At 66.9% G+C, this 13,210-nt stretch carries 13 protein-coding genes; 7 read left to right on the top strand and 6 right to left on the bottom strand.

All coding sequences use genetic code 11. The features are described from left to right. Positions 1–28 precede the first annotated feature (28 nt). From MTBSS4_RS16815 to MTBSS4_RS16790, 6 genes are all read right to left on the bottom strand, one after another. Positions 29–202 carry a Flp family type IVb pilin gene (locus tag MTBSS4_RS16815; RefSeq protein WP_173984611.1) on the bottom strand — a complete coding sequence of 58 codons (174 nt, stop codon included), beginning with the start codon at positions 200–202 and terminating at the stop codon, positions 29–31. Positions 203–411: 209 nt separating this feature from the next. Then, on the bottom strand, positions 412–2,493 hold the full coding sequence (locus MTBSS4_RS16810; RefSeq protein WP_173984552.1) for a tetratricopeptide repeat protein: 2,082 nt from the start codon (positions 2,491–2,493) through the stop codon (positions 412–414). Beyond that, complete coding sequence (locus tag MTBSS4_RS16805; RefSeq protein WP_173984551.1) at positions 2,490–3,269, bottom strand: ABC transporter permease subunit; 780 nt, start codon at positions 3,267–3,269, stop codon at positions 2,490–2,492. The genes MTBSS4_RS16810 and MTBSS4_RS16805 overlap by 4 nt, the downstream gene beginning before the upstream one ends. Then, positions 3,266–4,171 carry an ABC transporter permease subunit gene (locus MTBSS4_RS16800; protein WP_173984550.1) on the bottom strand — a complete coding sequence of 302 codons (906 nt, stop codon included), beginning with the start codon at positions 4,169–4,171 and terminating at the stop codon, positions 3,266–3,268. The genes MTBSS4_RS16805 and MTBSS4_RS16800 overlap by 4 nt, the downstream gene beginning before the upstream one ends. A gap of 103 nt (positions 4,172–4,274) precedes the next feature. Beyond that, the gene (locus tag MTBSS4_RS16795) at positions 4,275–5,399 is read right to left on the bottom strand and encodes an ABC transporter ATP-binding protein (protein ID WP_173984549.1); all 1,125 of its coding nucleotides are present in this window, start codon (positions 5,397–5,399) and stop codon (positions 4,275–4,277) included. Further along, complete coding sequence (locus MTBSS4_RS16790) at positions 5,399–6,487, bottom strand: polyamine ABC transporter substrate-binding protein (protein WP_173984548.1); 1,089 nt, start codon at positions 6,485–6,487, stop codon at positions 5,399–5,401. The genes MTBSS4_RS16795 and MTBSS4_RS16790 overlap by 1 nt, the downstream gene beginning before the upstream one ends. A gap of 173 nt (positions 6,488–6,660) precedes the next feature. On the opposite strand from MTBSS4_RS16790, the gene MTBSS4_RS16785 reads away from it, so the two are divergent. The 7 genes from MTBSS4_RS16785 (at position 6,661) to paaX (ending at position 12,978) form a co-directional block, all read left to right on the top strand. Next, positions 6,661–7,134 carry a MarR family transcriptional regulator gene (locus MTBSS4_RS16785; RefSeq protein ID WP_217425567.1) on the top strand — a complete coding sequence of 158 codons (474 nt, stop codon included), beginning with the start codon at positions 6,661–6,663 and terminating at the stop codon, positions 7,132–7,134. Between the two features lie 26 nt (positions 7,135–7,160). Next, positions 7,161–7,646 (top strand): 4-hydroxybenzoyl-CoA reductase subunit gamma, encoded by a 486-nt coding sequence (hcrC, locus tag MTBSS4_RS16780; protein ID WP_173984547.1) that lies wholly within the window; start codon positions 7,161–7,163, stop codon positions 7,644–7,646. Continuing rightward, positions 7,643–9,952 (top strand): 4-hydroxybenzoyl-CoA reductase subunit alpha, encoded by a 2,310-nt coding sequence (hcrA, locus tag MTBSS4_RS16775; RefSeq protein WP_173984546.1) that lies wholly within the window; start codon positions 7,643–7,645, stop codon positions 9,950–9,952. The genes hcrC and hcrA overlap by 4 nt, the downstream gene beginning before the upstream one ends. Next, positions 9,949–10,923 carry a 4-hydroxybenzoyl-CoA reductase subunit beta gene (gene hcrB, locus MTBSS4_RS16770; protein ID WP_173984545.1) on the top strand — a complete coding sequence of 325 codons (975 nt, stop codon included), beginning with the start codon at positions 9,949–9,951 and terminating at the stop codon, positions 10,921–10,923. Before hcrA ends, hcrB begins: the two co-directional genes overlap by 4 nt. Before the next feature lie 4 nt (positions 10,924–10,927). Further along, positions 10,928–11,389: an XdhC family protein gene (locus MTBSS4_RS22495; RefSeq protein ID WP_368667800.1), complete on the top strand. Its 462-nt coding sequence runs from the start codon at positions 10,928–10,930 to the stop codon at positions 11,387–11,389. Next, positions 11,271–11,915: an XdhC family protein gene (locus MTBSS4_RS16765; protein ID WP_254432625.1), complete on the top strand. Its 645-nt coding sequence runs from the start codon at positions 11,271–11,273 to the stop codon at positions 11,913–11,915. Before MTBSS4_RS22495 ends, MTBSS4_RS16765 begins: the two co-directional genes overlap by 119 nt. An 85-nt stretch (positions 11,916–12,000) precedes the next feature. Next, the gene (gene paaX, locus MTBSS4_RS16760) at positions 12,001–12,978 is read left to right on the top strand and encodes a phenylacetic acid degradation operon negative regulatory protein PaaX (protein WP_173984544.1); all 978 of its coding nucleotides are present in this window, start codon (positions 12,001–12,003) and stop codon (positions 12,976–12,978) included. Positions 12,979–13,210 lie beyond the last annotated feature (232 nt).

Here is a 13,210-nt window from a genome sequence, read left to right as displayed (position 1 = left end):
GCGCCTGTCTGGACCCCGTGACGCGCGCCTACAGCTTGCCGGCCACGGTGGTGAAGGTGCTGGTCAGGTTGGTGCCGACGGTGCCCATCACGGTGACGGCGGCGACGGCGATCAGGGCGGCGATCAGGCCGTATTCGATGGCGGTGGCGCCCTTTTCGTCACGAACCAGCTGGCGGATCAGGCTGCGGGCATAGGTCAACATGGCTTTCACTCCTTGGTGGGACGTCCCGATGCCGGGTCTCCGTCCGATTTGCGTCAAGAGATACTTGGCTTTTTCTTCCCGCCTCGTGTCTCATGAACAAACACTAACAACATCCAGCCACGCAAACTGTGCATGATGTCACATTACGTATTTTTTATTGTTGGCAATTTGAGGGCAATTTTATCCAATTCCGCGTGGAATCGCCCGCATCACTCCAGCGACAGCGGCTCGGGAATGCCCCGGTAATCGCCGTCGCGGTCCAGCAAGGTCCAATGGGCCTGGAGAAAGGCGTGCAGGCGACGATAGGCCGGCACGTCGTCCAAGGGTGGAGCGGGATGACGCAGTCCGGCGTGGTTGACGGTCTCGAACTCCAGCGGCTGGTCCAGCCACGGACGGATATCGGCGAGACGGGCGCGGAACTCGTCCGGTCCCCACGAGGTATAGCCATAGCGCCGCGAGAACGGCCACAGCAGGGTTTCCAGGATCAAGATGTCGCGCTCTCCGAACACCCGCCCCCTGGACTGGCGCAGGTTCTTGTCGGAAAAGCCGTCGACCGGGCCGCTGACCGACAATGTCCCCCAATATTTCAAACCGCAGAAGGCGGATTCGTAGAGGGCGGAATGGTCGGCCACCCCCATCCAGGCGGCAAGGCGGGGCAGCACCCGCCGCGGTTCGGCCTTCAGGTCCTCAAGCCGAATGCCGGCATCGGAAATGCCGGGATGGAAGTGGGGGTGCATCTTCTGGAAGACGGTGACGATGGTGTTGACCATCTCGGCCCAAGATCCCAGACGCGCCGCGTTGTCGGCCGGGGAATCGGGGGACGCCACGTCGAGCATCAGCCACGATTCGATGGACTGGACCGGCTGACGGACCACGTAGAGCAGCCGCGACCGGGGACAATCGCCAAGAAAGCCCGCAAGCTCGCCGGCATTGGGATTGTGGATGTGGTAGAACAGCGCCTCTTTCGGACCGCCGCGTCCGGTCGCCCGGTCGAAGGCGGCATGCATCAGCTTGAAGCAGTCCTTGCGGCCCACATCCGGCAGCGGCGCCAGCAGATCCAGCATGGCGGCGGCGAAGGCGTCCCGGTCGACGACGAAGGGAGTGGTCCGGTCCGGTCCCATCTCGACGAATCCCATGTCGGAGGCCAGCCACGCGGAATTGTCGAATGGCCGGCCGACGACGTTCCGGCGCGAGCGGGCGTCGAACATGGGCTCGAACTCGTCGAGAATCCGCCCGACCAGGGTCTGCCGCCAGTCGGAATCGCCCGACGACGGGCTGAACCTGCCCCAGACGCCACGGCCGAACCAGCCCTTGAGATACACCCCCGGCAGGGTCGAGACCTGGGGGTGCCCATCGACCAGCGAATGGACGAACAGCGACCCCGCCCGACCGACCGGAATCAGGGCGGTGATGTTTTCCATCCCGCCAACCCGGTCGTCGACGGCGGGATGGCGGTGGATGATCCGCCCCCAGACATGGCGGGCGGCATCGATCTCGCCGGCCTCCACCAGGACCTCGGGAAGGGATTCCAGGATTTCGGGAAGGTCGGAATCGAGCGCCAGGGCCTGCCGCAGCAGGGACAGCCCTTCAGCGGTCTGGCCCTGGCGGCACAGGCTCTGGCCGTAGCTGAGCAGAACCAGCGGATCGTCGGGCCTCAGCTCGAATGCCCGGCGATAGCAAGCCAAAGCGGCGGCATGATCGCCCAATTGGCCGCGAATGCCGCCCAGATTGCCATGCGCCCTGTAATCGGACGGGTCCAGGGCCAGCGCGCGGTCCAGCAGGTCGGCGGCCAGATCCGGCCGCCCCTGGTCGCGACGGACCGAGGCCAGATGGAAATAGGCCTCGGCCAGATCGGGAACCAGGGCGACGACCTGTTCCAGCAGGTCGGCCGCGTCGTCGTAGCGGCCCATGTCCCGGCGGGCATGCGCCAAATTGATGACGGCACGCACGTTGTCGGGCCAAAGACGGGCAACCCACTCGTAGCAGAGGGCGGCGCGGTCCAGCAGGCTCCGGTCCGCTGCGCCACCCGCCCGCTCGGTCCGCCAGGCGCGATGCGACGCGACGGCCCGCTGGAACAAGGCGTCGGCCACCCGTTCCTGCAACCGGTCGACCTCCTCGCCGGCCAGTCCCCGGCCGCGCCCCAGCCACAAGACGGCGGCGGCAGCCATCGGATCGTCGCCCGCATCCAGCAGAATCGCCACATAGGCGACCCAGTTCCGCCCCTCGCCCGGATCGGCCTCCAGCGCCGCCCGCAGCCGGGCGATGTCCTCGGCGGCGACGGGCCCGCTCATCGGCGGCCGAGCGCCACGCGGCCGGCGATGGCCATGGCGACCCCCACCAGCGCCACCACGATGGTGGCCAGCGCGTTGATGTCCGGACTGATCCCCAGGCGGACCTTGGAGAAGATGACGATGGGCAGGGGCGACGCGCCTGGCCCCGACACGAAGGACGAGATCACCACGTCGTCGATGGACAGCGTAAAGGCCAGCAGCCAGCCGGCCAGCAGGGCCGGCGCGATCAGCGGCAAGGTGATGGACAGGAACACCCGCAGCGGCCGCGCCCCCAGGTCCATGGCGGCCTCTTCCAGCGAGGCGTCCATCCGGTCCAGCCGCGAACGCACCACCACGGTGACGAAGGACAGGCTGAAGGTGCCGTGCGCCACCACGATGGTGGTCATGGACCGGCCGGCCGGCCAGCCGATCGCCTGCTCCATGGCGACGAACAGCAGCAGCAGCGCCAGACCGACGATCACTTCCGGCATCACCAGCGGCGCCGTCACCATGCCGGCGAACAGAGTGCGACCATGGAACCGGCGGAAGCGGACCAGCACCACCGCCGCCAGGGTTCCCAGCACGGTGGCGATGGTGGCGCTGACCACCGCCACCTTCAGGCTGAGCCACGCGGCGTCCAGAACCTTCTCGTTGGTCAGCAGTTCGGCGTACCACTTGGTGGAAAAGCCGCCCCACACCGTCACCAGCTTGGAGGCGTTGAACGAGAACACCATCATCACCACGATGGGGATGTAGAGGAAGGCATAGGCGAAGGCCAGCAGGACGTAGAGGATCATCGCCGCCCCTTCCCCCCGGCCTTGTCCTCGGCCCCGGCGCGGGCGTTCTGGACGATCATGATCGGCGCCACCAGCAGAACCAGCATGGCCACCGCCACCGCCGACGCCACCGGCCAGTCGCGGTTGTCGAAGAACTCGGACCACAGGATCTTGCCGATCATCAGGGTATCGGTGCCCCCCAGCAGATCGGGAATGACGAACTCGCCCACCGCCGGGATGAACACCAGCAGCGAGCCGGCGATGATTCCGGGCATGGACAGCGGCAAGGTGACGGCCAGGAAAGCCTTGAACGGCCGGCAGCCCAGGTCGGCGGCCGCTTCCAGCAGCGACAGGTCCATCTTTTCCAAGGTGGCGTACAGCGGCAGCACCATGAACGGCAGATAGGAATAGGTCATGCCGATGATCACCGCCAGATCGGTCTGGAGAATCTGGAGCGGTTCGGCGATCACCCCCAGCCACAACAGCAAGGCGTTCAGCAGGCCTTCGGTCTTCAGGATGCCGATCCAGGCGTAGACCCGGATCAGGAACGACGTCCAGAACGGCAGCGCCACCAGCAGCAGAAGCGAGTTCCGCCACGCCGTCGGCGCGCGCGCGATCGCATAGGCGGCGGGATAGCCGATCAGCAGGCAGGCCAGGGTGGCGATGCCGGCGATACGGATAGAATTGAGGTAGGCCGCCAGATAAAGTCCGTCCTCCGCCAGCCGGGCGTAGTTGTCGAAGGTGCCGCGCCATTGCCGCCCGGCCTCGGCGGCAGCGTCCCACAGCGGCAGATAGGGGGGAATGCCGGCATCGGGCTGGGACAGGCTGATCTTGAGGACGATGGCGAACGGCGCCAGGAAGAACAGCGCCAGCCACAGATAAGGCGGCAGCCCCACCAGGAAACGCCCCAGCCGGCCGGTCATGCCGACAAGCTTTCGGAAATGCGGCCGGGACGGCCGCGCTCCGCCGTCACCCGCTTCGGAGCGCGGGCTTCCAGCCCGCAGGCGAGATGGGGCGGCGGTGATATCATCGGGTCAGCACCAGGGCGTCGGCCGGATGCCAGGACAGGAACACCGGGTCGTCCCAGGTCAGCTTGTGCCGCTCGGTGTGGCGCAGATTGGCCTGAAGCGCCTCGACCTTGCGGCCCGAGTCCAGCCGGACGTGGTAGATGGAGACGTCGCCCAGATAGGCGATGTCGGCGACGGTGCCCCTGGCCCAGTTGAAACCGTCGGCCGGCGCGTCACGGCCGATCGACATCTTCTCTGGACGGACCATGACGGTCACCGGATGGCCGCCCGCCAGCGGATCGGCATGGGCGGTGGTCAGGTCATGGGCCAGTTCCGGACAAGCCACCACCACCCCGGCCGAGGAAGCCGAGGACACCGTTCCCTCGAACATGTTGGCGGCGCCGATGAAGTCGGCGACATAGCGGCTTTGGGGATATTCGTAGATCTCGACCGGCGTGCCGACCTGCTGAATCCGGCCGGCATTCATCACCCCGATGCGCGACGACATGGTCATCGCCTCTTCCTGGTCGTGAGTGACCATGACGAAGGTGACGCCGACCCGGTCCTGGATGTTGACCAGTTCCAGCTGGGTTTGCTGGCGCAGCTTCTTGTCCAGCGCCCCCAGCGGCTCGTCCAGCAGCAGCACCTTGGGCTCCTTGGCGAGGCAGCGGGCCAGGGCGACGCGCTGGCGCTGGCCGCCCGACAGCTGGTGCGGCTTGCGATCGGCGAACTTGCCCATCTGGACCAGATCGAGGACGGCCTTGACCTTGGCGGCGATAACCGGCCTCGCCAACCCGTCCTGCTTCAGGCCGAAGGCGATGTTGCCGGCCACGGTCATGTGGGGAAACAGGGCATAGGACTGGAACATCATGTTGACCGGCCGCTCGTAGGGCGGAACGGCGGTGACGTCGGCCCCGTCGATCAGGATGCGGCCGTCGCTCGGCGCCTCGAAGCCGGCCAGCATGCGCAACAGCGTGGTCTTGCCGCAGCCGGACGCGCCCAGCAGCGAGAAGAACTCGCCCTTGTGAATGGCCAGATCGACCCGATCCACCGCGACCACGTCGCCGAAGCGTTTGGAGACGCCGTCGAAGCGGATCAGCGGCACCGAGGCCGGATCGGTCCAGGGAGCGGGAGCGACGGTCATCAGCGGCCGGTCTTGACGCTGGTCCACAGGCGGGTGCGCTCGCGCTCCTTGGCGAGGTCGGCGGGCGGCACCTGGAACAGTTTCCCCGCCACCTCGGCCGGAGGATAGATCACCGGATCGGACAGGATCTCCTTCCTGACGAAGGCCTTGGACTCGGGCACCGCGTTGGCGTAGCCGGTGGTATTGGTGATCGCCCCCATGATCTCGGGATTCAGCAGGAAGTCGATGAAGGCATGGGCGTTGTCGGGATGCGGCGCATCCTTGGGAATGGCGGCGGCGTCGATATTGACCACGGCGCCTTCCTTGGGAATGACGATGGCGAGCCTGACACCCTTGCCGGCCTCGTTGGCGCGGTTGCGGGCCTGGACCAGATCGCCGACATAGCCGTGCGCCACGCAGGTGTCGCCGTTGGCCATGTCATTGATGTATTTCGACGAGTGGAAATATTTCAGCGACGGCCGGACCTTCGACACCGCCGCCGCCGCCGCCTTCAGGTCGTCGGTGGCGAGACTGGCGCCGGTTTTGCCCAGATACATCAGGGCGGCCGGAAAAACCTCGGTCGGCGTATCCAGCACGCTGACGCCGCACCCTTTCAGTTTGGCGACGGTGTCGGCGTCGAACAGCACCGACCATCCGTCGGGGACGAGGCCGGGAGCGGCCTTGGCGACCTTGTCCACGTTATAGGCGATGCCGGTCGCCGAAATCTGATAGGGAACGGCGTACAGATTGCCGGGATCGGCGACGCTGGCCAGGGTCTTCATCACCGCCGGATCCAGCTTGCCGTAATTCCTCAGCTTGGCCGGGTCCAGCTTCTGGTAGGCGCCGGCCTTGATCTGGCTGGCCAGGAACGGCGAGGCCGACGGGAACACCACGTCATAGCCGGACCGTCCCGCCATCAGCTTGGTCGAGACGATCTCGTTGCTGTCGTAGACGTCGTAATTGACCTTGATGCCGGTGGCCTTGGTGAACTTCTCCAAGGTGTCGGGCGCCACGTAATCGGACCAGTTGTAGACGTTGACCACCTTTTCCTCGGCGGCCCAGGCCGGGTTGGCCAGCAGCATCAGTCCCATGATCGCGGCGATACGCATCGACAGCCCCCTCGGAATCGGAACGAGACGGGAGCGATATTTCGGACCCCGCGCCGCTCTTGTCAACCGCGATCGCAACCCTGTCCCGGCAATATTGTTTACCAGGCAAACAATCCTCTTGCCAAATTCGTTGACCTGGTAAACAATGTCCGGACTGGAATTGAGGGAATGCCATGACCGCCAGCCGGGCCAGACAGGTCGACGCCGCCCAGACGGGGATCTCCGTCGGCCCCATGGCCCGCGAGCTTGGCTTTCACCTGCGGCGCTCGCAGATCGCGGCGTTCAAGGTGTTCGCCCAGACGGTGACGGCGGCCGAGGGCATCACGCCCGGCCTCTACGGCATGCTGCAAGTCATCGCCAACAATCCCGGCCTGTCGCAGAGCGCGCTGGCCGAGGCCATGGAGGTGGACCGCTCGTCCATCGTCAAGGTGGTGAACCAGCTTGAGGAGAAGGGGCTGATCGCCCGCGAGCCCTCGCCCACCGACCGCCGGTCCTACCGCCTGCGCATGAAGCCCGAGGGCAAGCTGGCCCTCAAGCGCATCGAGGAAGCGGTGATGCATCAGGACCGCCAGTTCGCCGCCGCCCTGTCGGCGGCCGAGCGCGCCACCCTGATCGATCTGCTGAAACGACTGTATCAACGAGACTGAACCACCCCCGGACTGGGAGGATGACCTTGAAAAGCATTCTGCGATTGACCCTCAACGGGCGCGCCCGCGAGGATCTGGTGCCCGACAACATGCTGCTGCTGGACTATCTGCGCGAGACGGCCAACCACACCGGCACCAAGCAGGGCTGCGACGGCGGCGAATGCGGCGCCTGCACCGTTCTGGTGGACGGCCGGCCGCGTCTGGCCTGTTCCACCCTGGCGCATCAGGTCGCCGGCAAGGCGGTGGAAACCGTCGAGGGTCTGGCCCCCAAGGGTCGCCTGACCGCGCTTCAGCAGGCTTTCCACGAGAAGCTGGGCACCCAGTGCGGCTTCTGCACGCCGGGCATGATCATGGCGTCCGAGGCCCTGCTGCGCAAAAAGCCGAAGCCGTCCCGCGACGAGATCAAGACGGCGCTGGCCGGCAACATCTGCCGCTGCACCGGCTACGTGAAGATCATCGAGGCGGTCGAGAGCGCGGCCTCGGCCTGCTCCGGCCAGGAGGCTGCGGAATGACTGTCCATATTCCCAAGAACGGCAAGGTCGGCGCCCGCACCCCCCTGGTGGACGGCGTCGAGAAGGTGACCGGCAAGGCCAAGTATACCGCCGACATTCCGGCGGTGGGCGCCCTGGTCGGGCGCATCCTGCGCTCTCCCGTCGCCCATGCCGTCATCAAGTCCATCGACACCTCGGCCGCCGAGGCGCTGGACGGCGTCCACGCCGTCTGCACCGGCGAGGAAACCCCGGTGCCGTTCGGCGTTCTGCCCATCGCCGAGAACGAATATCCGCTGGCGCGCGGCAAGGTGCGCTATCGCGGCGATCCGGTCGCCGCCGTCGCCGCCATCGACGAGATCACCGCCGAAAAGGCGCTCGGCCTGATCAAGGTGGAATACGAGGTCCTGCCCGCCTACATGACGCCCAAGGCGGCCATGAAGGCCGGCGCCGTGCCGCTGCACGACGACAAGCCCAACAACGTGCTGCGCGAGGTTCATGCCGAGTTCGGCGATGTCGAGGCCGCCTTCGGCGAGGCAGACCTGATCCGCGAGAAGACCTACACCTTCGCGGAAGTGAACCACGTCCACATGGAACTCAACGCCACCTTGGCCGAATACGATGTCGAGCGCGACATGCTGACGCTCAACACCACCACCCAGGTGCCGTATTACGTCCACCTCAAGGTGGCGGCCTGCCTCCAGATGGACACCGCCCGCATCCGGGTGATCAAGCCGTTCCTGGGCGGCGGTTTCGGCGCCCGCACCGAATGCCTCAGCTTCGAGATCATCGCCGGCCTGCTGGCCCGCAAGGCCAAGGCCGACGTGCGACTGCTCCAGACCCGCGAGGAAACCTTCATCTCGCATCGCGGCCGGCCGTGGACCGAGGTCAAGATGAAGATCGGCCTCAAGAAGGACGGCAAGATTGCCGCCCTGGCGCTGGAGGCCACCCAGGCCGGCGGCGCCTATGCCGGCTACGGCATCATCACCATCCTCTATACCGGCGCGCTGATGCACGGGCTCTACCACATCCCGGCCATCAAGCACGACGCCTGGCGCGTCTACACCAATACCCCGCCCTGCGGCGCCATGCGCGGCCACGGCACGGTGGACACGCGGGCCGCCTTCGAGGCCCTGCTGACCGAGATGGGCGAGGAACTGGGCATCGACGCGATGAAGATCCGCGAGATCAATCTGCTGCCCTCGATCCCCTACACCACGCTGTACGCCCAGCATGTCATGAGCTACGGCCTGCCGGAATGCATCGAGAAGGTGAAGCAGGCGTCGGGCTGGGACGAACGGCGCGGCAAGATGCCCAAGGGCCGCGGGCTGGGCATCGCCTGCTCGCACTTCGTCTCCGGCACCTCGACGCCCAAGCACTGGACCGGCGAGCCCCACGCCACCGTCAACCTGAAGCTGGATTTCGACGGCGGCATCACCTTGCTGACCGGCGCAGCCGACATCGGCCAGGGCTCCAACACCATGGCCACCCAGGTGGCGGCCGAAATTCTGGGCGTCCACCTCAACCGCATCCGGGTGATCTCGGCCGACAGCGCCCTGACCCCCAAGGACAACGGCTCCTACTCGTCGCGCGTCACCTTCATGGTCGGCAACGCGGCGCTGGACGCCGCCATGGCGCTGAAGGGCGTGCTGGTCAAGGCCGCCGCCAAGAAGCTGGACGCCCGCGAGGAAGACATCGAGGTCATGGACGAGGTGTTCATGGTCGCCGGCAGCCAGGACCCCGGCCTCACCTTCCAGGAGGTGGTCAAGGCGGCGATGATCGATTGCGGCACCATCACCGTGAAGGGCACCTTCACCTGCCCGACCGAATTCCAGGGCGACAAGAAGATCAGGGGCAGCGCCATCGGCGCCACCATGGGCTTCTGCTACGCCGCCCAGGTGGTCGAGGCCTCGGTGGACGAGATCACCGGCCGCGTCACCGCCCACAAGGTGTGGGTGGCGGTGGACGTGGGCAAGGCGCTCAACCCGCTGGCGGTGGAAGGCCAGACCCAGGGCGGCGTCTGGATGGGCATGGGCCAGGCCCTGTCGGAAGAAACCCGCTATGACGACGGCCGCATGATGCACGGCAACATCATCGATTACCGGGTGCCGACCATGGCGGAAAGTCCCGATATCGAGGTGATCATCGTCGAAAGCATCGATCCCAACGGGCCGTTCGGCGCCAAGGAGGCCTCGGAAGGCATGCTGGCGGGCTTCCTGCCCGCCGTGATGGATGCCGTCCACGAAGCCGTCGGCATCCGCCCGACCGAATTGCCGCTGACCCCCGACCGGGTGGTCGAACTCCTCGACGCGAAGGAAGCCGCAGAATGAACATCCTTCCCGATTTCCGCACCCTGCGTCCCGCCACCCTGGCCGAGGCGGTGTCCGCCCTGGCCGCCGACGGCGCCCAGGCGCTGGCCGGCGGCACCGATCTGCTGCCCAATCTCCGGCGCGGCCTCGGCCAGCCGGGCACGCTGGTCGATCTCACCGCCATCGGCAATCTGGGCGGTATCGCCGTCCTGGCCGACGGAAGCTTGCGCATCGGCGCCGGCGCCACCTTGGAAGCCATCGCCGAGGATGCCGCCATCCGCGCCTCGTGGCCGGCCATCGCCCAGGCCGCCGAACTGGTGGCGGGGCCGACCCATCGCGCCGCCGCGACGCTGGGCGGCAATCTGTGCCAGGACACCCGCTGCGTCTTCTATAACCAGAGCGAGTGGTGGCGGTCCGGCAACGGCTTCTGCCTGAAATACGAGGGCGACAAGTGCCATGTGGTGGTCAAGTCCGACCGCTGCTACGCCACCTATCACGGCGACGTCGCGCCGGCCCTGATGGTGCTGGACGCCTCGGCCGAGATCGTCGGCCCCAAGGGCAAGCGCACCTTGAAGCTGGCAGCGCTGTTCAAGGAGAGCGGCGCCGACCATCTCGCGCTGGACAAGGGCGAGGTTCTGGCCGGCGTGACGGTTCCGGCCGCCACCGGCTGGGTCGCCGGCTACGTCAAGGTCCGCGTCCGCGACGCCATCGACTTCCCGCTGGCCGGGGTGGCGGTGGCCTTGAAGCGGGACGGCGACGCCATCGCCGGCCTTCGCGTCGCCATCACCGGCACCAATTCGGCGCCGCTGCTGGCGCCGACCGAGGCGGTGGTGGGCGGCGGCTGGGGACCCGAAACCGCCGAGACCCTGCTTCAGGCGGTGCGCAAGACCTCCAACGTGCTCAAGACCACCGTCACCGGCGTCAAGTATCGCCGCCGAGTGCTGCTGGCGGTGACCCGCAAGCTGGTCGACGATCTCTGGACGGGAGTCTGATCCCATGTGCTCCGACGCCATCCGCTGCGATCCCACCGACATGGCCGCCGACGACGCGGAGGTGCTGGTCACCGCCCTGTCCTGGATGAAGGTCGGCCGCAGCGTCCGGCTGGCGGTGGTGCTGGAAACCTGGGGCTCGGCGCCGCGCTCGCGCGGGTCCTACATGGCGGTCGCCGGGGACGGGGCCTTCGCCGGCTCGGTCTCGGGCGGCTGCGTCGAATCGGCGGTGATTTCCGAAGCCTGCGAGATGGAGGAGGGCGAGCCCCCCCCGCCAGCTTGCCTTCGGGGTCGAGGACGAGACCGCCTGGCATGTGGGCCTGCCCTGCGGCGGCAACATCCGTGTCGCCGTGTTCCGGCCGGATCAGGCGGTGCTGGAACGCATCATCGCCTGCCAGGCCGAGCGGGTCCCCACCGCCCTGGCCCTCGACCTCGCCAGCGGAGCCCAGAGCCTGGCTGTGGGCGATGACGAGATCGACCGCCTGCCCGGCGACCGGGACTCCCTGTTCATCCGCCCGCACGAGGCCGCCTGGACCCTGATCATCGCCGGCGCGGTGCATATCGGGCAGGTGCTGGCCGGCATGGCCCGCTCGGTGGGCTTCGCCGTCACCGTGGTCGACCCGCGCCGGGCCTTCGCCCAGGCGGAACGCTTTCCCGGCATCACCCTGGTCTGCGGCGAGCCCGACGAGGTGCTGGGCGAAATGACGCTGGATCGCCGCACCGCCGTGGTCAGCCTGACCCATGTGCCCCGTCTGGACGACGCGGCGCTTCGGGTGGCGCTGGCCTCGCCGGCCTTCTATGTCGGCGCGCTGGGCAGCACGCGAACCCATGCCAAAAGGTGCCAGCGCCTGGGAGACCATGGCCTGGGCCAGCGCGAGCTGGACCGCATCAGCGCGCCGGTCGGCCTCGACATCGGCGCCAAGACCCCGGCCGAGATCGCCGTTTCCATCCTGGCTCAGCTGATTGCCGCCCGACGGGGCAAGACCGGGCGCTGATACCGTGAAGTGATACAAAATCACGGTTGCTCTGAACGCCATCATGGATAGGATGGGCGCGTCCTTCATACCCCAGGCTTTTCGCATGAACCGCCGCATCGGCGACCTTGTCGACCAGATATTCCAGCGCCTGCGCCCCAAGGCCAAGTCGCTGATCATCACCGTCTACGGCGACGCCATCCTGCATCACGGCGGCTCGGCGTGGCTGGGCAGCGTCATCAATCTGGTGGAGCCGCTGGGTCTTAACGAACGCATCGTGCGGACCTCGGTGTTCCGCCTGTCGAAGGAGGACTGGCTGGCCTCCAGCCAGATCGGCCGGCGCAGCTATTACCGCCTGACCGACCTGGGGCGGCGGCGCTTCGACGCGGTCAACGGCCGCATCTATTATCATGTCAGCACCCCCTGGGACGGACGCTGGACCCTGGTGGCGCTCAACACCGCCGGCGCCGGGCCGGAGGAACGCGACACGGTGCGGCGCAATCTCGGCTGGCTGGGATTCGGTCAGTTGGCCAACAGCGTCATGCTGCATCCCGACCCCGACAAGGTGGCCATGCGCAACGCGCTGACCGATACCGGATTCGCCGAACGCGCCATGGTGATGACCGCCGAGGCCGAATCCTGGACCTCGCCCGACGTCATCCGCGACATCATCCATTCCTCGTGGGACCTGGAACGGCTGGCGGTCGATTACGACGAGTTCCTCGACATGTTCCGGCCGCTGTGGCAGTCCCTGTCGGGCAACGGCGAACTGGACCCGCAGATGTGCTTCGTGGTCCGCACCCTGCTGATGCACGGCTATCGCCGCGCCCTGCTGCGCGACCCCATGCTGCCCGACGAATTGCTGCCGGCCAACTGGCCCGGCACCACCGCCCGCCAGTTGTGCCGCAACCTCTACCGTCTGGTCCAGGCGGCGGCGGAAACCCATGTCATGAGCATGCTGGAAACCGCCGAAGGCCCGGTTCCCGAGGCCCATCCCATCTACTACACCCGCTTTGGCGGGCTTCAGTCGGGCGACGCTCCTCCCTCCTCTCCTCCCATCTTCGAACCGGCCGCCAATCCGTAGCATGGCGCCCGGCCTCCCCTGAAACGGGGAACCGAAGGCCCATCCCGAACGACGGGACTGGGCACGGGAACGACTCCTCAACGCATTGGGCGCATCCGCATCACGCCGGACGGCATCATGCCGTCCAGCCTTCGGCATGCCCGCGCCCCAATACCAAAGCGCAAATTGATGCAAATTATTTGACTCTTCCGTAATTTTTGCATTATTACGCATTTTAACGCATATCCACAGA

The organism is Magnetospirillum sp. SS-4 (assembly GCF_902729425.1).
Taxonomy (GTDB): domain Bacteria; phylum Pseudomonadota; class Alphaproteobacteria; order Rhodospirillales; family Magnetospirillaceae; genus Phaeospirillum.
Note: the sequence above shows the minus strand (reverse complement) of the source record. Positions and strands in the feature narration are given on the sequence as shown.

Bases quoted from the DNA above. Each gene is read 5' to 3' on its own strand.
- MTBSS4_RS16815 (WP_173984611.1), bottom strand. From the start codon at position 202: ATGTTGACCTATGCCCGCAGCCTGATCCGCCAGCTGGTTCGTGACGAA.
- MTBSS4_RS16810 (WP_173984552.1), bottom strand. From the start codon at position 2,493: ATGAGCGGGCCCGTCGCCGCCGAGGACATCGCCCGGCTGCGGGCGGCG.
- MTBSS4_RS16805 (WP_173984551.1), bottom strand. From the start codon at position 3,269: ATGATCCTCTACGTCCTGCTGGCCTTCGCCTATGCCTTCCTCTACATC.
- MTBSS4_RS16800 (WP_173984550.1), bottom strand. From the start codon at position 4,171: ATGACCGGCCGGCTGGGGCGTTTCCTGGTGGGGCTGCCGCCTTATCTG.
- MTBSS4_RS16795 (WP_173984549.1), bottom strand. From the start codon at position 5,399: ATGACCGTCGCTCCCGCTCCCTGGACCGATCCGGCCTCGGTGCCGCTG.
- MTBSS4_RS16790 (WP_173984548.1), bottom strand. From the start codon at position 6,487: ATGCGTATCGCCGCGATCATGGGACTGATGCTGCTGGCCAACCCGGCC.
- MTBSS4_RS16785 (WP_217425567.1), top strand. From the start codon at position 6,661: ATGACCGCCAGCCGGGCCAGACAGGTCGACGCCGCCCAGACGGGGATC.
- hcrA (WP_173984546.1), top strand. From the start codon at position 7,643: ATGACTGTCCATATTCCCAAGAACGGCAAGGTCGGCGCCCGCACCCCC.
- hcrB (WP_173984545.1), top strand. From the start codon at position 9,949: ATGAACATCCTTCCCGATTTCCGCACCCTGCGTCCCGCCACCCTGGCC.
- MTBSS4_RS22495 (WP_368667800.1), top strand. From the start codon at position 10,928: ATGTGCTCCGACGCCATCCGCTGCGATCCCACCGACATGGCCGCCGAC.
- paaX (WP_173984544.1), top strand. From the start codon at position 12,001: ATGAACCGCCGCATCGGCGACCTTGTCGACCAGATATTCCAGCGCCTG.